18 protein-coding genes and 1 pseudogene are annotated in these 17,032 nt (G+C 35.8%); 1 reads left to right on the plus strand and 18 read right to left on the minus strand.

Features of this window, described 5'->3' with window-relative positions; translation table 11 throughout:
- Positions 1–15 precede the first annotated feature (15 nt).
- The 7 genes and pseudogenes from B1NLA3E_RS13710 to deoD all read right to left on the minus strand — a co-directional run bounded on the left by B1NLA3E_RS13710 (position 16) and on the right by deoD (position 6,139).
- On the minus strand, positions 16–453 hold the full coding sequence (locus tag B1NLA3E_RS13710; protein ID WP_015594432.1) for a FixH family protein: 438 nt from the start codon (positions 451–453) through the stop codon (positions 16–18).
- Between the two features lie 214 nt (positions 454–667).
- Positions 668–1,525, minus strand: a complete 858-nt coding sequence (locus tag B1NLA3E_RS13715) for a hypothetical protein (RefSeq protein ID WP_015594433.1) — start codon at positions 1,523–1,525, stop codon at positions 668–670.
- Between the two features lie 166 nt (positions 1,526–1,691).
- Positions 1,692–1,925, minus strand: a complete 234-nt coding sequence (locus tag B1NLA3E_RS26030; RefSeq protein ID WP_442852642.1) for a hypothetical protein — start codon at positions 1,923–1,925, stop codon at positions 1,692–1,694.
- A 134-nt stretch (positions 1,926–2,059) separates the two neighbouring features.
- Positions 2,060–2,420: pseudogene (locus B1NLA3E_RS26035) on the minus strand (transposase); the annotation flags it as partial.
- A 319-nt stretch (positions 2,421–2,739) separates the two neighbouring features.
- Positions 2,740–4,245 (minus strand): S41 family peptidase, encoded by a 1,506-nt coding sequence (locus tag B1NLA3E_RS13725; protein ID WP_041580536.1) that lies wholly within the window; start codon positions 4,243–4,245, stop codon positions 2,740–2,742.
- Positions 4,246–4,459: 214 nt separating this feature from the next.
- On the minus strand, positions 4,460–5,266 hold the full coding sequence (locus tag B1NLA3E_RS13730) for a M15 family metallopeptidase (RefSeq protein WP_041580537.1): 807 nt from the start codon (positions 5,264–5,266) through the stop codon (positions 4,460–4,462).
- A gap of 168 nt (positions 5,267–5,434) precedes the next feature.
- Positions 5,435–6,139 (minus strand): purine-nucleoside phosphorylase, encoded by a 705-nt coding sequence (gene deoD / locus B1NLA3E_RS13735; protein WP_015594436.1) that lies wholly within the window; start codon positions 6,137–6,139, stop codon positions 5,435–5,437.
- Between the two features lie 229 nt (positions 6,140–6,368).
- Here deoD and B1NLA3E_RS25830 point away from each other — a divergent pair, with 229 nt between their 5' ends.
- Positions 6,369–6,500, plus strand: a complete 132-nt coding sequence (locus B1NLA3E_RS25830; protein ID WP_268870634.1) for a hypothetical protein — start codon at positions 6,369–6,371, stop codon at positions 6,498–6,500.
- A 67-nt stretch (positions 6,501–6,567) separates the two neighbouring features.
- Here B1NLA3E_RS25830 and B1NLA3E_RS13740 read toward each other — a convergent pair whose 3' ends face one another.
- The 11 genes from B1NLA3E_RS13740 to nikA form a co-directional block, all read right to left on the minus strand.
- Positions 6,568–6,876: a YodL domain-containing protein gene (locus B1NLA3E_RS13740; protein ID WP_015594437.1), complete on the minus strand. Its 309-nt coding sequence runs from the start codon at positions 6,874–6,876 to the stop codon at positions 6,568–6,570.
- Between the two features lie 203 nt (positions 6,877–7,079).
- Positions 7,080–7,850 (minus strand): sporulation protein, encoded by a 771-nt coding sequence (locus B1NLA3E_RS13745; protein WP_041580538.1) that lies wholly within the window; start codon positions 7,848–7,850, stop codon positions 7,080–7,082.
- Between the two features lie 135 nt (positions 7,851–7,985).
- Entirely contained in the window at positions 7,986–8,159 is a 174-nt protein-coding gene (locus tag B1NLA3E_RS24065) for a YozD family protein (RefSeq protein WP_015594439.1), read from the minus strand.
- Between the two features lie 186 nt (positions 8,160–8,345).
- The gene (locus B1NLA3E_RS13750) at positions 8,346–9,050 is read right to left on the minus strand and encodes a hypothetical protein (RefSeq protein WP_041581109.1); all 705 of its coding nucleotides are present in this window, start codon (positions 9,048–9,050) and stop codon (positions 8,346–8,348) included.
- 298 nt (positions 9,051–9,348) lie between these two features.
- Entirely contained in the window at positions 9,349–9,570 is a 222-nt protein-coding gene (locus B1NLA3E_RS13755; RefSeq protein WP_015594441.1) for a YozE family protein, read from the minus strand.
- 557 nt (positions 9,571–10,127) lie between these two features.
- Positions 10,128–11,477: an MATE family efflux transporter gene (locus B1NLA3E_RS13760; protein WP_015594442.1), complete on the minus strand. Its 1,350-nt coding sequence runs from the start codon at positions 11,475–11,477 to the stop codon at positions 10,128–10,130.
- A gap of 112 nt (positions 11,478–11,589) precedes the next feature.
- On the minus strand, positions 11,590–12,417 hold the full coding sequence (gene nikE, locus B1NLA3E_RS13765; RefSeq protein WP_015594443.1) for a nickel import ATP-binding protein NikE: 828 nt from the start codon (positions 12,415–12,417) through the stop codon (positions 11,590–11,592).
- Between the two features lie 34 nt (positions 12,418–12,451).
- Entirely contained in the window at positions 12,452–13,282 is an 831-nt protein-coding gene (locus B1NLA3E_RS13770; protein WP_015594444.1) for an ABC transporter ATP-binding protein, read from the minus strand.
- A gap of 20 nt (positions 13,283–13,302) precedes the next feature.
- The gene (gene nikC / locus B1NLA3E_RS13775; RefSeq protein WP_015594445.1) at positions 13,303–14,133 is read right to left on the minus strand and encodes a nickel ABC transporter permease subunit NikC; all 831 of its coding nucleotides are present in this window, start codon (positions 14,131–14,133) and stop codon (positions 13,303–13,305) included.
- Positions 14,130–15,074 carry a nickel ABC transporter permease subunit NikB gene (gene nikB / locus B1NLA3E_RS13780; protein ID WP_015594446.1) on the minus strand — a complete coding sequence of 315 codons (945 nt, stop codon included), beginning with the start codon at positions 15,072–15,074 and terminating at the stop codon, positions 14,130–14,132. Before nikB ends, nikC begins: the two co-directional genes overlap by 4 nt.
- Positions 15,075–15,092: 18 nt before the next feature.
- Positions 15,093–16,718, minus strand: coding sequence for a nickel ABC transporter substrate-binding protein (gene nikA / locus B1NLA3E_RS13785; protein WP_015594447.1), 1,626 nt, complete (start codon positions 16,716–16,718; stop codon positions 15,093–15,095).
- Positions 16,719–17,032 lie beyond the last annotated feature (314 nt).

Raw genomic sequence — 17,032 nt, forward strand, 5'->3', positions numbered from 1 at the left:
TTTTCATTTTATATTTTACATATCCATTTTCGCTGAGTGTGCAGGTTCAGGCTCACTTGGACTGCCTACAACAAATTCGACTCTGGGCATACTATGCATACTTTCTGCAGTAACATGAGAAATCACATAATAAGTCCCTTCAGTAGTAAAGCTCTTTTCAAGCTGATAGACCCCATTTGTTGCCTTAGCAACTTTCACCTTTTGGTGCTTTTCATCCTTGGATCGCCAAAATTCAAAGGTTACCTCATCAGCATCCGTTACCTTTTCCTTGCCATAAGTCACATCCGCCTTAAATGTTATCATTTCGTTTGGCTGAACTTGAGTGGGATTTACCGTTAATTTAACATCGAGCATTTTGGGTGTATCATCTTTTTCTTCCCCACTTTGAGAGCATGAGGTTAAAACAATCATCAGTAATACTAGGGCTCCCCATAAATAAACATGCTTTTTCATCACTTATCCACCTCTTTATTTCCCCATTTTCGTAATCTACTAAAATATTTAAACTTTCCATCATCAATATGTATCGTATTGATCCAGCAAATATGCAAAATGGTGTATCTCCACCGAATGGAACTCCTTAGAAAATATCACTCTAACGTATTGTTACATAATTGGACATAATAATGCAAAGAAATTCCCTCTGTATCAATGAAAAAGCTCGAGATCAAAATCTCAAGCTTGTTTCATCAAGTTTAAAGGATAAGTTGTTATTTTCGAGAAAGGACAAGGAGTCGACCTTCCATGGATCTGTTTGCGAAAAACGAATCAGTTCAATATTACCATGAAATCTTTTTAATCCTATATCCTTGATAAACCAGTCAACATTGATAGGTATCGACATATGTATTTCGGCGTTAAGATCTTCTATGGGTAGTACCGTCATTTGGGTAATCCGAACAGCTTCAATTTTACTTAACAAATCTTTCCATTGAACAGGCTGAAGTGAAATGATTGAAACTATTGTTTGATCCTGCTCTTTTAATCCAGCGAAATAGGCATTCACAACTTCATAGGGGTCAGGTGTCGCCAAATGGCTTGGCAGTTGGCCAGCAGCCTTCAAAATCATTAATTTATGCGATAAATCCATGTTGTTGGTCCGATGAGTAGTACTTCCAAAAAAGTGAATACAAAAATGTCCAGGAAAATTATTTTCCAATGCACCCCCACCATGTGGCATACCATGCATAGAACCAGCAATCTTCTTATTGCCACTTTTGACAATAATCGCTCGCCTTCTCCAGCTCCATTTTCCATCATAAATTTGTTTCATTATTTTTGTGTCATGATGTGTTATTGGCTGAACATCCGCATGACGGCTCCCTGCCCTTCTTTGAACCCAAAATTCCTTTCCTGTTTCAATATCCATAACAATGAACTTACTATACTTTGGTAAAACCTTATTAACCTTTTTCCACGGTAGCAAATTGATCTCATTTTCTGCATACCCGTTACTTGTAAAGTATGGGATATTCGAAAACAGTAAAACCACTGATAAAGCAATAATGATGATTTTCCCTTTCATTTTCCCCACTCAATTTCTGTGATTTTCGTAAAAAAAACGATATTTAAGTTTTTCCCTTGTGGTCCAAAATCATGCAGAAAGGGTAGCAGAAAGACATAAAAAACCTCTTCAGTTGAAGAGGTTCAGATTGTCGAGAAAGAGTATTTTTCTCGGCAATTTTTTTGTATTATTTGTAGCCTGCTAAATGGCCGGTTGATTTCCGCTCCAGGTGCTTCGCTCCAATCAACCTAGGGGCAAATCGGTCTAAAGAATTGCAACACACCATATCCAACCTAGCTAAATGTGTTGCAATCTTTTTTATGTTTTGGCAGGCTGCAGTATGGAAAGCCTGTTCACTTACCTTCTTCAATCCCCGTAATCGGCAGTAGCGAAGCCCATGTAGCTCTTCCTGAGTCTGCAAAGCTTGCTCAATTTTTTTCTTTCTAAATTTGGCATTTTTCCCGATATAGATAACCGATTTAACCTTACCTTTTCCAAATTATCTTCCCATACATGTTGTGTCACAACTTTTACCATGTTTTTTGACCGTGTACATTGAGATAGTAGCGAATCCTTAAAACGATGTTGACGATTCCAACTTATCGTAGAGTGATGGGGAACTGGATCTTTGAACTTTAAACCTAAAAACCAGCGGTAGGCAACGTTCATTCTTATCCCTCTTTCTAATTGTCTTTCGGAATGAATACCGTAGATAGCCTATAAACACCATTTTAAATAGAACAAGTGGATCAGAAGGACGACCGTTATCGTCGCTATAAAACGGGCGAACTTTTTCAAGAAGAAATGAAAAATTAATATATTTATCAATTAAACGGAGGCGATGATCGTTAGGAACTAATTAATCAATAGACACAAATTCATATTCACTTTGGCTAGACTCTTTTGGCTTAAACATTGATTTCACAACTTATTTTTATTATTTATTGGTTGAGTTGATAGTTTGTATTGGGACCACCCTGTTGATTGGAGTGGAAGGCGCGAAGACTCCTGCGGGAGCAGCGGGACAGGTGAGACCCCGCAGGCGCTTTAGCGCCGAGGAGGCTCACCGCCCGCCCCGCGGAAAGTGAAGCGCCTGGAACGGAAATCAACAGACCTATTGAAGAGCCTAAATAAATAAATTAATGCGGTGAATCACTAAAGTTTTTAGGTAAAATAATAGACTGTCGAGAGTTTCTCGACAGTCTGAACCTCTTCAGTTGAAGAGGTTTTTTTTATTAGGAACCCATTTGCTGTTTTAACACTTCTATAGCTTTATTAATTTGCGTATCATTTTTGACTATTAGGTCTCTTATACGTTCCATTAAAGCCATTGTTGTTTGCCCTGAAAGAACACCATTTGCTTCAATTTTAGCATCTTTTTGCAAACTGATAATCGCATTTTGTGTTTTTTCATCAAAGAATCCATCTTCTCTACCTGGATCATAACCTATAGCCTTTAACATCTGTTGGGCAGCTTTCACTTCATTTGAAGAAGAAGATAGCTTGTACTCTTTATCAGGGTTGATAAACGGCAATGAAGCATAGGCAGGTAATGCTACTTCATATTCTGGCTTTATCCCTTTTTTATGAATCCAATTTCCATTTGGGGTCAACCATTTATCAGTTGTAAATTTAATGTTTGAACCATCTGGGAAATCTTGCGCCCTTTGCACAGTTCCCTTACCAAATGATTTTTCTCCAACAAGTGGAATTCCAGCTGATTCATGAACAGCAGAAGCAAAAATCTCTGATGCACTTGCACTTCCCTTATCGATTACCACAACTAGAGGAATTGTTGTTCCCTCTGTATTGTTTGATTTATATTCCTTTATATTTCCTTTTCTATCTTCAACCTTAAATAATATTTTGCCATTAGGCACAAACATACTCGAGATATTTACTGCTTGGTCTAAAAGTCCACCGGGATTTTGTCTTAAATCTAAAACTAGTCCCTTCATCCCTTTTCCCTTCATATCTTTTAAAACATCTACAAGCTCTTGAGTTGTGTTTTCTGAAAAAGTAGTGATTTGTACTTTTGCAATTCCATCATCTAACATTTCACCGTAAACCGTTTCGAGTGGAATGTCGTCGCGAACAATCGACATACTCATTGGTTCATCAGTTCCTGCTCGCTGAATAGATAAATCTACTTTTGTGCCTTTTTTACCTCTAATTAATGTTACTGCTTCTTGAGAACTCATTCCTTGCAAGCTTTTTCCATTCACAGAAAGGACCATATCATTCGGTTTCAATCCTGCCTTTTCAGCTGGAGAACCTTTTAAAGGTGAAACGATGATAATATGACCTTCTTTTTCCTGAATTTCTGCCCCTATTCCTTGAAATGAAGAAGATATGCTTTGATGAAAACTGCCAGCTTCTTCTTCGTTCATATAGTCTGAATATGGGTCATCAAGCGATTCAATCATTCCATTTATGGCACCATTGATTAATTTAGTGTCCTTAACATCTTTAAAATATTCTTGTTTAATTGTATCGTACGCAGTATAGAGTTTATCAAATTCTTGCCTCTCTGATCCAACTGTAACGACCTTTTCATCTCCAAAAGCCAACGCAAAAGTTGTAATACCTGCTGTTAAAAATACTAATAGTAGTAATAACATCACAAAGTAAAACTTTTTAATACGAATAAAACCAGCAGTTGATTCACTTTTTGGATGTTCTTGTTGCTCTTGCTTTTCTTGTTCTACATTATCCTGTTCCAAACGTTTCACCACTTTCATTATACCTTTGAAGAACTGTATAAAGATAAATATTTCCTTGTTTTTTAGAATAACACTTTTCACTGCATTTTAACAAAGGAATTTGGTTATAATCGGCTTTGCCTCCATAAAATATGTCGATAATTTTTCATCTTTTTGTTTTGGCTTTGTAAAACTAGAATGTTGATTTCCGTTCCACTCCAATCAACATTGTGCGACAAATCAAGCCTTTGTTTTAAATCTTTTCAACTACTTTAAAATATTCTTCAAGTGTAAGCTTCTTCTCAAAAATTATCTTTGCTGCTTTTTCCCCAACGTATCTGAAATGCCATGGCTCATACTCATACCCCGTAATTGCCTCTTTTCCTTTTGGATAACGAAGGATATATCCAAATCGATCAGCATTTTCGGCCAACCATTTCCCTTCTTTTGTTCCTTCAAAACTTTCCGAAAGATTAAGATTATTACTTTGGCTTGAGATATCCATTGCTAAGCCTGTTTGATGCTCACTATTCCCAGGAACAGCGACTGCTTGGATAGCCTTATCTTTTCCAACCCTATCCACCTCAGCATTAAATAATGCAACTTGCCTATCATATGAACGGTACCCCGAAACAGCCTGTAACTCAACACCGTTTTTTTTCGCATCTTTAAACATTTTTTCCAATGCAACTGCAGCTTTCTTACGCATATAGCTCTTTTCAATGTCCTTATTTCCAAAGGAAAAGTCTACGTTAGGCCGAGTTAGATCATTTGGAACATAGCCATCAGGCAAGGCAAACTGCTTGTTAACTAAAGCCAACAGGTTAAGAGGATTTTGGATTACCCTTTTTCCAGCAACATCTTGGATCTTATTAAAGTATACCGCCTCTAACCTTAAACCATTTTCATTACCCTGTTTGTTTGTTTGCTGCTCATCTTGCACATAATGTGCCTCTTTTGGATTATTTTTAGATGGTGCTTTTTTATCTAATAAATCCATTTGACTGCACCCAGTTAAAAGGATTAAACACAATCCAATTAGATAATGCAATCTTTTCATAAAACCCACCTGTCCTTACCTTTCAAATTTAAATACAATACTTAGTATTTTACCACGAAACGACAAAATGCATTGTAAAATAAGTGAAATCTGATTGATTCAAAATGAATGAACAAATTGAAAAGGTACCTATAACTGGTACCTTTTCGTTGTAATTTAGGGAATTCGTTATTCCTTTATTGCTGCTTCCAAGGCAACTTCTATCATGTCATTAAAAGTTGTTTGTCTTTCATCTGATGTAGTTTCTTCTCCAGTCAGAATATGATCACTGACTGTCAAAACGGATAAGGCCTTTCGCCCAAGTTTTGCTGCTAGTGTGTACAATGCAGCCGTTTCCATCTCTATTGCTAAAATCTGGTATTTCGCCAATTTTTCAAAGTCTGCATTATCGTTGTAAAATAAATCAGCGGTAAACACATTCCCAACGTTTAAATTCAATCCTTTTTTTATCCCAGAATCGAAAGCCTTTTTAAGCAGGTCAAAACTGGCAGTAGGTGCATAATCAATTCCACCAAAAGTAATACGATTCATTTGTGAATCTGTTGAAGCACTCATTGCCAAAATAACATCCCGAACCTTAACATCTTTTTGAATAGCACCGCAGGTACCAACTCTAATCAAATTTTGGACATTATAGCTTTGCATCAATTCAGTAATATAAATTGAAATAGAGGGAACCCCCATTCCAGTACCTTGCACTGATATTTTTTTCCCTTTATATGTACCCGTATACCCAAACATGTTACGAACTTCATTATAACAAGTGGCATTCTCTAAAAAAGTCTCTGCAATATATTTTGCTCGGAGTGGATCCCCTGGTAATAGGACCGTCTCGGCAATTTCATTTTCTTTCGCCGCAATATGAATGCTCATTTTCATTTCCTCCATTCTTATGAAGACAAGTGTACATCATTGACCATTCAAACTATACCATATTATCACATTGCTGAAAAATATCGTTCCAAGTTTCATGATATAGATTAATTTAGGAAAAGCTAAACCTAGCCTTTCCTTAAAAAGCTTTTACCATGTTAATGAATCATGTTTTTACAATTTTTTAATTAAGCTTAATCTAACAAACAAATCAAAAGGAGGAGTAAATGTGGGAAAGAAACATCGAAATCGAACTAATTCTCCGAAAAAAAACAACCATATTCCACCAGAAGCGATTATTGCTGAACAAGAGGCCCATGGTAAAGAGAATTCCGCACATAATCGAAAAAACAAACAATAATTACAAAACTAATTAGATTTCAGTATCGTTTAGATCAAAAAAAGAGGAAGCTTTCGCTCTCCTCTTTTTACCTTAAACGGATTCGATTGATTTTCATCCATCCTCCTGACTGAAGTTGGTAGAATGATTGACCGTTCCTTCCTTCCTCAATTGAAATTATATCTCCAGTCCCAACATATCTTCCGCCATAATCGTTTGGAATGCAATCCGAGATATTAAATACTTTAAAGACATTATCCAAGCATTCCTTATGGTTATTCTCCTCAACAGGTAAACGATATACTTCCTGGTATCCCTTCTTTTGACTGAATACCGGAGTTTGGTAAAGGGTTACATCAAATCTTTTTTTTCGTTTTCCAACTAATTCCTTTAACATAATGACTCCTCCTCATTTCAATCATTTTATCGGTAACTATTCTAATGCTAAATTATCACAAAATTCTTTTAATTGTTTATTAATAAATTAAACATTGCTTTTGTCGAATCCTTCATCAGTTTTCTTGTTTTTTTGTCGTTTTTTAAGAACTTTCCAAAAATAGACCAAAAAAGGGTGGAGAAGAATCTCCACCCTGACAAATATTATGAAAACCTTTGGATCATAGCGGTTATTTTTTCACTAATCGAATGTAAATCACTTGATTTTATCGTGAAATGAACATGGCTTTCATCCATCTCAAATGCTTCTGCTAAAAATCCACCTAAACCACGCGCTCTACGGTCAACCTGCATAAAGATTTCCGTTTCTGTTGTGGAGATTGGAAAGAACAGAACTTCGAGTTCATCAAGACGACCTTTAAATGATCCAGTAATTGGCACAAATTCAAACTCCTGAACAAATGGTAAACGACGACGGAGGCGGTATGGTGCCTCCTCACACTCTACCTCACGAAGACGAAAGCCAAGATCATTTATCACATTTAAAACGGTTTGAGTTAATGAATCTGGGATTACCTTCAGAAAATCTTTATCAGATGGATCGACTGCATTTTTAATATCTAAACCTGTAGCAACCCAGATTTGTGTCTTTCCTAAAGATATTGGTGTGTCTATTGGAAGTTCAAAGGAAAATGGAATTTGTTTGGTTTCCTGTTTTTTGATGACAAATGGGTCATTTATTCGGACCTGGTCAATTAAAGCATTATTTGTGTATTTCTTTTCATCTGCCTCTTTAATATATGTAGTGTACAATGACAAATAAATTTCATTTATTTTTTGATCAATACTTCCGCCTTTGATTTCAACAATTCCTTTGACTTCCTGGCCTGGAACTAATTTATCGCTTTCCAATTTCGTATTGACTGTAGCAGAACCCATCCCAACACTTGCGAGCACCTTATTAAATAAAGACATTTCCCGTTTCCCCTTCCCTATTTTCAATACATTTAGAAAATTCCTTGTAAATTAATTATACGATACCGAAGGCAAAAGGTTTCTATTTAGTACACAAAAAATGACGAGTATCTACTCGTCATTTCGTTATCTATGTTAATCTTCCGCAACTTCTTCATCAATGATACTTTTTTCTACTAAGTATTCGAACGTTATATCAGCCATCTCCTCCAGTTCTTCCTCAGTGGGAACGTATCCCCGTTTTAAAAGTTCATGAAAGAAAAATTCTGCTATTTCTTCCGTGTCAATGAAAACTTCGATTTCTCTCACAGTATCGCCCCCTTTATTGGAATGTATGACCGTTGTTCTTTTTTCATACCCTCATATTTTCAATTAACAGACATAGTTCACCTATATGATTCAATACTTTAAAAGACCTTAACAATGGACAAGATATGAAGGGACTTGTTGTGGGGAAATAAACTAGGTGGGATAATATGTTTTTCTATTTTTTTGCTAAACACGATTGATTTCATCACCATTGACAATAGAGGCCAGCTTTTTCAATACAACCCGCATAACCTTCTTATATTCAGAATCGTGGAATAGGTTGTATAAGATCTTATAATCATTATATACATCCAAAAGGAAGTCGATATATTCTTTCTTTTCCATTTTTTTATTCAACTCTTCCTGCTCTGCTTTTCTAATCGGGTTCTTTGGTTCAGGAAGATTGAGGTTCGCTTGTGGTTTGTTCGCTAAAAACAGTAGTCCAAGCTTTTGGATAAACATATCTGCATTTTCAGCATCAGCCACTAATGTTAGCTCTTCTTCACCTGCCTCTAACCATTCCCCATCTCTAATTCTTGATAACTCGTAAATTACATCTTCCCAGGCATTTTCCTTATAACGCCATATTTCAGTACGAAAACCAACAATTTTAAATAATTCCGCTCCATACCCCTTCACCTGGACAATGTCTCCAAAAAAGAATTTATATTCAATCTCAATGTGTTCCTTTTCAACTATTTCGCCTTTATATTCAGATAAGAGTTCCAATTTTTTTTCAAAATAGAGCCCTTCGCTTTTATCTATTTCATAAACATACATTCCATCAAGCCATCTTAAATCAGTGATCTTTCCTACCGTTCCATACATGATAATCACGACTGTATCACCGATTTTATATTTAGGTTTGTTCGGTTTTTTCCCATTATCCATATCCTCCATCCTTTCAATGATAGCCGTGAAATTATTTTTGATATTATATGCACTTGTAATATAAAAAGGCACAGCAAATGCCTCTTAGCAACGTGTTGATAAAAAACACCATTCGCCTTTTTTCCAAAAAAAAAAGGCTGTTTTCGTAAACTTTGTTGTTATTTACTAAAAGAGAAGTGTGGTTGATTTCCGCTCCAGGTGCTCACTATCAGCTTTATTTTCAGCTGCATGCATTCAAAACTCGTTCAAAAACAACAATCTCTTAGAAAACAGCCAAAAAAAAAGATAGGTTATAGACCTATCTTTCGGTTAAATGATAAATATCCCATGCCTCATCAAAAATGGACATGCTTTTTAAATAATGACCGTTCAGTTCAAGATACGCACTGATTTCATGGTAATCTGTTGATCCTTTTGGAAAACTGTGATCATGGTATGCATGGTTTGCAAAGTGACTTACAGTATCGCTTGGCTCTGGGTGTCGATATTTCATCAAAAAATGATAAAATGATTTTGCCATATTTACGCCTTCCTATCTAAATATTTCCATCACTAAAAGACTCTATTTAGGTTATTTTTCGAGCTTTTTTAATACGTATACTATACCCAAAACGTTTCTTTCCGTCCACTAAAACTGCCCATAACACTAAACCAAATTCTGGGCTTTCTGTTCCATTAATATTACAATCAATACTTCATTAATTTTAAGAATATTACGTGGCAATGACATTAACAATCTAGACCAACTCAAAAAGAGCGCACTCTTTTTGAAAGAATGGCGTCCGTTACTTGCACAAGTAATAATCTTTTTTACTCATAATATAAAATTGGGACCTCGCGCTTAAAAATAATAGGAAATATGATAAATCAGTATCAATGTACGGATTTGACCCCTCAAACTCTTATTTCATTAGTTGAAAAAATAATCTGTCAATCAGACGGAACAATCCACAACAAATACAGCTTTGTTAATGCATTGCAAGAACCATGAGAAGGCAACTCACATAAGGATTAGTTGCCTTCTTTTAGTATAATTTTCACGACTGCTTACACATATCTTGAGTGGGAACCTGTTATTTAAAATAACCCTTTTGACAATTTAGGTAAATAAAACCCTAAAACAAGAGAACGTGATAAAGTAAATAAAGTAAAGGATATCCATAATCCGTGATTCCCAAGTATTGGAGTTAACAAGTAAACTAAAATAATAAATAGAATCATAGAAATGATCATTGAATTTCTAATTTGAATCGCTTCTGTCGCACCAGAAAAAACTCCATTGAGAATGATTCCCCAAAATCCCACTACAGGAAATAATAAAAGCCATCCTTGGTATTGTAAAATACATTGTATGACTTGTTCTATTGAGGTAAAAAGAGGGTAAATAAAAGAAGAACAAATAAAAAACAGTAATGATAAAAAGACCCCTGATAAAATCCCCCACTTTGCAGATAACTTAATGGTTTCATTGAACATTGAAAGATTATTTGCACCAATAGCTCTACCAACCAATATACTGCCGGCATTCCCAAAACCACCTAAAGCATAGGCCATAATATAATGCAGCTGAAACAGAATGGCATTAGCAGCAAGCTCCACTTCCCCCATTTGTGCCCCTTTTGAAGTAAAAAGCGTATAGACAGTTAACAGGCTGATCGACCTAATGAACAAATCACGATTTACCTTAATCATTTTTAAAAATACATTTTTTTCAAAAATATTTTTAATTAGTTGAATTGATGTAAGGTCTACTAATTTTAACTTTATTAAGATGAAGATTCCTACTACTGTTACTCCGACCTCTGCAATCAGACTTGCGATGGAAACACCCACAACCCCCATATTCAAACTAGTAACAAATACAATATCTAATAGAATATTCAGAACGTTCATCCCTATTTGCAAATATACAGTTAATTTTACATGAGACGAGCCGATTAGCCATCCAAGAATCACATAGCTCATTAGAGTAAAGGGAGCACCCCAGATACGAATATCATAATATAATGCAGCTTGTTCAGCTACACCAGAACTAGGGTCTATGATCGTTAAAGCTGCCCATTTAATAGGCTCTTGGAGCAAGACAAATAATCCACCTATGACCATTGCAATGAACATCGGTCTTAATAGGGAGTACTGTAATTCAACATGATTATTGGCACCGTGGGCTTGAGAGGTGAAACCTGATGTACTCACTCTTAAAAAACCAAGCACCCAGTATAATGTATTAAATATTAGGCTTCCAACCGCCACACCACCTATAAAGATTGGATTAGGAAGTTGACCGACTACCGCAGTATCAACTGCTCCTAGGAGAGGAGTTGTCATCTGAGATATAATAATGGGTACGGCTAAAGCCATATATTGTTTATTTGTTAGAGATGATGTCTGTATAGTGCTTGAATAAGTAGATCTCTGTATACTCATATAACTTCCCCTTTAAATAACAAAAAGTCACAGCATTTTTGGTGTTGTGACATCATGCCTACGTTTTATTTCTGATTTCACGATATTTAGGTACTCCATTCGCAGTTTTGTGCTAACCCCTGTTCGCCCTCGTAGTAATTGAGCGAAAACGTGGGTGTTCAGCAAGAATCGAGTCTCTCATTCGTGCGACTGTCGGATGTTTGGAGGAAAAAAACTGGTCTTTTGAATCGTAAAACTCAATTAATTCTCCTTTTTCAAGCACACCGAAAGTATCAGAAATTGAAAAGGCCGCTTTAATATCATGTGTAATAAACAGATAGGATAAACCGAAGTCATCCTTTAATTCTCTTAATAATTCTAATATTAAGCTTTGTGTAACCATATCTAAACTACTAACCGATTCGTCTAGGATGATTAACTTCGGTTTAAGAGCGATTGCTCTAGCAATATTAATCCTTTGCAATTGTCCACCGCTAAATTGATGTGGGTATTTTTTTAAATCCTCTTCACTTAATCCTACTCTTTCTAATAGCTCAATAACCCTTCTTCTTTGTTCTCCTATTGTTAGTTTTTCGTAGTTCTCTAATGGCTCTCCTATAATACGTTCAGCAGTCATTCGAGGATTAACCGATGAATATGAATCTTGAAAAACAACCTGGAGATCGCGACGAATTTTTTGCCGAGTAAGCTTATCCGCTTTATAGATGTCATATCCTTGAAACAAAACCTGACCTTGCTGCGGACGTTGTATGCCTAGTATCACTTTTCCTAAGGTACTTTTCCCTGCTCCACTTGTACCAAGTAATCCTAAACATGAACCCTCATCAATAGAAAAAGAAATATCAATGAGTCCATTTTTTGATTGATTCTGATCCTTCCATTTAAAAAACTTCTTAGATTCATAACTATGGTTTATTTCTTTTACTTGTAATAAGCTCATTATTTTCACCCCTTACCAAAATACACTATATTTCTCACAAAATATGGGTGATAGGTTGTTGTTCAAGTTGTAAGGTTGGCCTTGTACTTAGTAGCTTCTTGGTGTATTCATGTTGTGGATGATCAAATAATCCAAATACATTTGTAGATTCAACAATTCTTCCATGATTCATCACAATTACATCATCTGCCATTTCTGAAATCACCCCAAGATCATGAGAAATGAGTAAAATAGATGTTCCATATTCACACCGAATTTTATCTAATAGACGAAGCACTAATAATTGATTATGAAGATCGAGTGCTGTTGTTGGCTCATCAGCAATAACAACAGCAGGATGTAAAGATGCAGCCATAGCAATCATCACTCGTTGGAGCATACCTCCACTCAATTGAAAAGGGTAGTTTCTTAGTAATTTATCAGGATCCGGCAAATTTATACTTCGCATTACATCAAGAGCAAGCTCCTTTGCTTGCTTTTTCTTTAATGAAGTATGAGATCTAATGGTTTCAACAAATTGATGGCCAATCGTAAAAACTGGAGTAAAAGCATTCATTGGATTTTGCATAACAAAAGCAATATCATTCCCTCGAATCTTCCTCATTTCGTTGTTTTCTAAGCCATTTAATTCCCTACCTTGTAGCGTAATACTGCCTTGAATTTTCATGTTTTTTTTAGAATGTAGCTGTAAGATAGACATACTTGTAACGGTTTTACCACTACCGCTTTCCCCAACAAGACCAAGAATTTTCCCTTTTTTTATACCAAAATTAATATCCTGAACAAGCGTGGTCAAACCTTCTCTGGTTCTTACCTGCACATTTAAGTCTCTGACATTTAAAATGTTTGGCTCATTTGTTTCCATTTTTCAACAGTCCTTTTTAATTAGCGTCGTATAACACCAAAACGTTCTGATAATGCTTCTCCCAATAAATTAAAGGTAACAACGACTAGCATAATCATTAAACCCGGATAAAGCATTAATGCTGGATTTGTCCGGATATATGACTTTCCTTCGTGAATCATCGCTCCCCACTCTGCTATAGGGGGTTGAACACCTAACCCTAGAAATGACATGGAGGATAAATCCATAATAGCCCACCCAATTTCTAATGTTCCCATTACCGCTAACGATGGAAGAACATTTGGAATGATATGTTTCTTCATAATTGTCCATTGAGAAGAACCACTTATTTTAGCTGCAGCAATATAGTTTTGTTCTTTCAGGCTTAGGACCATTCCTCGGATTACTCTTGCGTAATAAACCCATTGGACGAGAATTAAACCTAAAATGACTTGTTTAAGACCAGCTCCCCAAATACCAACAAAACCAAGAACAAGTAAAAGATTTGGGATCGCCATCACCCCATCACCGAATCTCATTAACAATTGATCAACCCAACCACCTTTATATCCAGCAATGATACCAATGATTAAACCAATACTTAAAGATGACATAAAAATCAACATAGCAAACCCGAGCGAAATACGAGCGCCAAATAGGATACGTGATAACGTACATCGACCTAAATGATCTGTTCCTAATGGGTAATTCGAAGAGGGTGGCTGTAGTTTATGAGCTAAATTAACAGCGATGGGGTCATTAGGTGCAAGCCATGGAGCAAGGATCGTGATTAAAAACAACCCGCACAGTATTACAGAACAGATGAAAATCATTTTTTGACTTTTTAATCTATCACGAAACTTTGCAATCATTGATACTGCCTTCCTTTGCTAGAAATACGTGGGTCAATATACATTTGGATAAGATCGACAATTAAGTTGCAGATGAGGAATAAACTTGCAGCTAATAGGACATAGCATTGAATGATAGGGACATCACGATTAAAAATAGCCTCAATAAAATAGCGCCCAAATCCTGGCCACGAAAACACTGCTTCTACAATGATAGCTCCAGTCATCAGTTTCCCTATATTCATTCCAAGTCCAGAAATCATAGGGGAAATGGCGATTCTTAAAATATGCTTTCCCATTATGATTTTTTCATCAATTCCTCTCGTCCGTGCAAAAAGAACATATGGTTCTTGTAAAATTTCAAGTACACTTGCACGTAAAAGTCGAGTATATAAAGCTATTAAAGGTAAAGCCAAAGTTACAGAGGGTAAAATTAAATGTTTCCAAGTTCCTATGCCTTCTACAGGTAAAAGGTCTAGTTTTACAGAAAAGAAAAAAATGAGTAAATATCCAAGCCAAAAGGAAGGTATGGATGCCCCCAAAAAGGAGAGGAATCGACTAAAATGGTCAATTGCACTGTTCTTCTTTATACCAGCTAAAAAACCAAGAGGGATACTTACTAGGATCGCTATGATGATACTCCCTATCGTTAACTGAATAGTTGCTGGCAATCGAGAAGAAAGCTCTTCCCATACAGGTTTATTCGTAACATAAGATAGGCCAAAATCAAATTGGCCTATTTTAATAACGGAGTTCACATATTGTACAAGGAGAGGTTGATCTAAGCCAAACTCATGTCTTTTTTGGGCTAATACCTTATCTGTAGGTTGGATATGTGCAGCAGTTAAATATGCCTCAGCAGGATCAACTGGTGATAGGTTAATCATTCCAAATGTTAGCAAGGTAGCCAACAGGAAAATTGGAATGATTGTCACAATTCGTTTGACGATATAAGTCCCCATAAGAAATTCTCCTGTCGCTTACTCTTTGATACTAATACTTGTAAATGGATGTTCATCTCGGTTAGCAGGGAATGCGAAATTAGAAACATCCTTTTGATAGATTGCAATTTTCTTAATATAAGAAATCGGTACAATTGCACCTTGCTCTTGTAGTGAAACTAAAATTTCAGTGTATAGTTTTTGACGTTCATTTTCATCAGTGGATTGTTTAACCTCAGCTATTTGTTTCAGTAACTCCTCCTTATTAGGATAAGCTGAAATCGCTTCATTAAATCCAAATCCTTTTGTGGCAACAATGTTTACGAAGGTATGTGGGTCATATGGAGCACCATAGTTACTAAAGAAATTCAATTCGAACTCATTTTTTTTGAATCTTTCTACTTGAGTGGTAAGCTCAACTCCGACAATATTTAGTTTTACACCTAATCCCGCCCACTCAGACTGTAATGTTTCAGCCATTGTTTTTTGGATTGATTCAGCTGAGTTGAACATTAACTCGATCTCAAGTGGTTTCCCATCTTTTTCACGAATAGCTTTACCTTCTGGCAACTTCCAGCCTGCTTCATCTAATAATTGTTTTGCTTTCTTAACATTGTAATTAACCTTGGCAACATCAACATTTGATGTGTATGGTAAGTTTGTTGGTAAGATATAGTCAGCCTTCTCTTCCAAACCAGATGTCACGCCCTCTACCATTGCTTGTTTATTAAATCCATAATGTAATGCTTGACGAACACGTATATCAGAAAGCTGTTCTTTATTCGTATTCATAACTAGTTGTCGAGTGGCGACTGGTTCTGAAATACTAGTCTTATAGGAGCCTGTGGATTCTAATTGTTTGAAGGAATCTAAACTGATAACACCCTCACCATATATAAGGTCTAAATCACCTTTTTCAAAAGCAAGTACGCGTGTTTCCGCGTCGGGAATGATTTTGACTTTAATTTTCTCTACACTTGGGAGCTCGCCCCAATAATTTTCATTACGTTTAAAAATAGCAAATTCATCTACTTTGTATTCATCCAATACCCATGGGCCTGTCCCGACTGGTTTTGCTACACCTTTTGAAGTGTCACCATCTTGTGGAAATCCAGCTTCTCCTAGGAATCGAACCGGGCGTACGACAGCTAACTCCTGAATAGTAGGGTAATACGGTTCTTTTAATGTTAATTTAAACGTATACTCATCTACGATTTCTGTTTGAGCGATTTTTGAAATAAATCCTAACCAACTATGCGAATTTATATTTTTTAAAATAGCATCAAAGTTCTTTTTCACTATTTCTGCATTAAAACTTGTCCCATCAGAAAACTTCACATCTTTACGTAAATTGAACAAATATTCTTTGCCATCTTCAGAAATTTTCCAAGATTCCGCTAAATGCGGTTTTAGCTCTCCTCCATCCTGGTAGCTAACTAAAGGTTCATATACCATAGATTGAGCAAATAATTGAGATGGATTGTAAACATGTGGATTCAATTCACCTATATCCCTGGGCCAAGCAAAAGTAATCATATTGTCTCTTTTACTGGTAGATTCTGATTTTTCTACTGATTCACTAGAACAACCAAGTAAAGCCAAGGATAAAATAACAATCATTATTGACATAAGTTTAAATCTTTTTTTATTTATTCGGTTTGACATAAGTATAGCTCCTTCTAATTGATAATGATAACTATTATCAATAGTAGAATTGAAACATATGATTGTCAATATGATTTCAAACTTGTCACAAAGTAGTCAAATTATTAATGTTTATTATAGTGCATAAAGTATTTATTCTTGAGGTTAGACCAGTTTCAAGGCATTAAAAAGCCGACTGATCCTTAATAGACCAATCGGTTATACAAAATATTTATCTATGTTTTCAACACACAATTCTATACGTTAAGCATCTACACTTTCTACTTTGTCTGCCTGTCTAGAGTGTAATTTTTTCATTGCAAATCTTGCTACCG

Origin of the sequence: Bacillus sp. 1NLA3E, assembly GCF_000242895.2 — a bacterium.
Classification (GTDB): Bacteria; Bacillota; Bacilli; order Bacillales; family Cytobacillaceae; genus Bacillus_BU.

What these genes read in the sequence shown, in the direction of transcription:
- B1NLA3E_RS13710 (WP_015594432.1), bottom strand. Translation starts at nt 453, where the DNA reads ATGAAAAAGCATGTTTATTTATGGGGAGCCCTAGTATTACTGATGATT.
- B1NLA3E_RS13715 (WP_015594433.1), bottom strand. Translation starts at nt 1,525, where the DNA reads ATGAAAGGGAAAATCATCATTATTGCTTTATCAGTGGTTTTACTGTTT.
- B1NLA3E_RS13725 (WP_041580536.1), bottom strand. Translation starts at nt 4,245, where the DNA reads ATGAAAGTGGTGAAACGTTTGGAACAGGATAATGTAGAACAAGAAAAG.
- B1NLA3E_RS13730 (WP_041580537.1), bottom strand. Translation starts at nt 5,266, where the DNA reads ATGAAAAGATTGCATTATCTAATTGGATTGTGTTTAATCCTTTTAACT.
- deoD (WP_015594436.1), bottom strand. Translation starts at nt 6,139, where the DNA reads ATGAGCATTCATATTGCGGCGAAAGAAAATGAAATTGCCGAGACGGTC.
- B1NLA3E_RS13740 (WP_015594437.1), bottom strand. Translation starts at nt 6,876, where the DNA reads ATGTTAAAGGAATTAGTTGGAAAACGAAAAAAAAGATTTGATGTAACC.
- B1NLA3E_RS13745 (WP_041580538.1), bottom strand. Translation starts at nt 7,850, where the DNA reads ATGTCTTTATTTAATAAGGTGCTCGCAAGTGTTGGGATGGGTTCTGCT.
- B1NLA3E_RS13750 (WP_041581109.1), bottom strand. Translation starts at nt 9,050, where the DNA reads ATGGATAATGGGAAAAAACCGAACAAACCTAAATATAAAATCGGTGAT.
- B1NLA3E_RS13755 (WP_015594441.1), bottom strand. Translation starts at nt 9,570, where the DNA reads ATGGCAAAATCATTTTATCATTTTTTGATGAAATATCGACACCCAGAG.
- B1NLA3E_RS13760 (WP_015594442.1), bottom strand. Translation starts at nt 11,477, where the DNA reads ATGAGTATACAGAGATCTACTTATTCAAGCACTATACAGACATCATCT.
- nikE (WP_015594443.1), bottom strand. Translation starts at nt 12,417, where the DNA reads ATGAGCTTATTACAAGTAAAAGAAATAAACCATAGTTATGAATCTAAG.
- B1NLA3E_RS13770 (WP_015594444.1), bottom strand. Translation starts at nt 13,282, where the DNA reads ATGGAAACAAATGAGCCAAACATTTTAAATGTCAGAGACTTAAATGTG.
- nikC (WP_015594445.1), bottom strand. Translation starts at nt 14,133, where the DNA reads ATGATTGCAAAGTTTCGTGATAGATTAAAAAGTCAAAAAATGATTTTC.
- nikB (WP_015594446.1), bottom strand. Translation starts at nt 15,074, where the DNA reads ATGGGGACTTATATCGTCAAACGAATTGTGACAATCATTCCAATTTTC.
- nikA (WP_015594447.1), bottom strand. Translation starts at nt 16,718, where the DNA reads ATGTCAAACCGAATAAATAAAAAAAGATTTAAACTTATGTCAATAATG.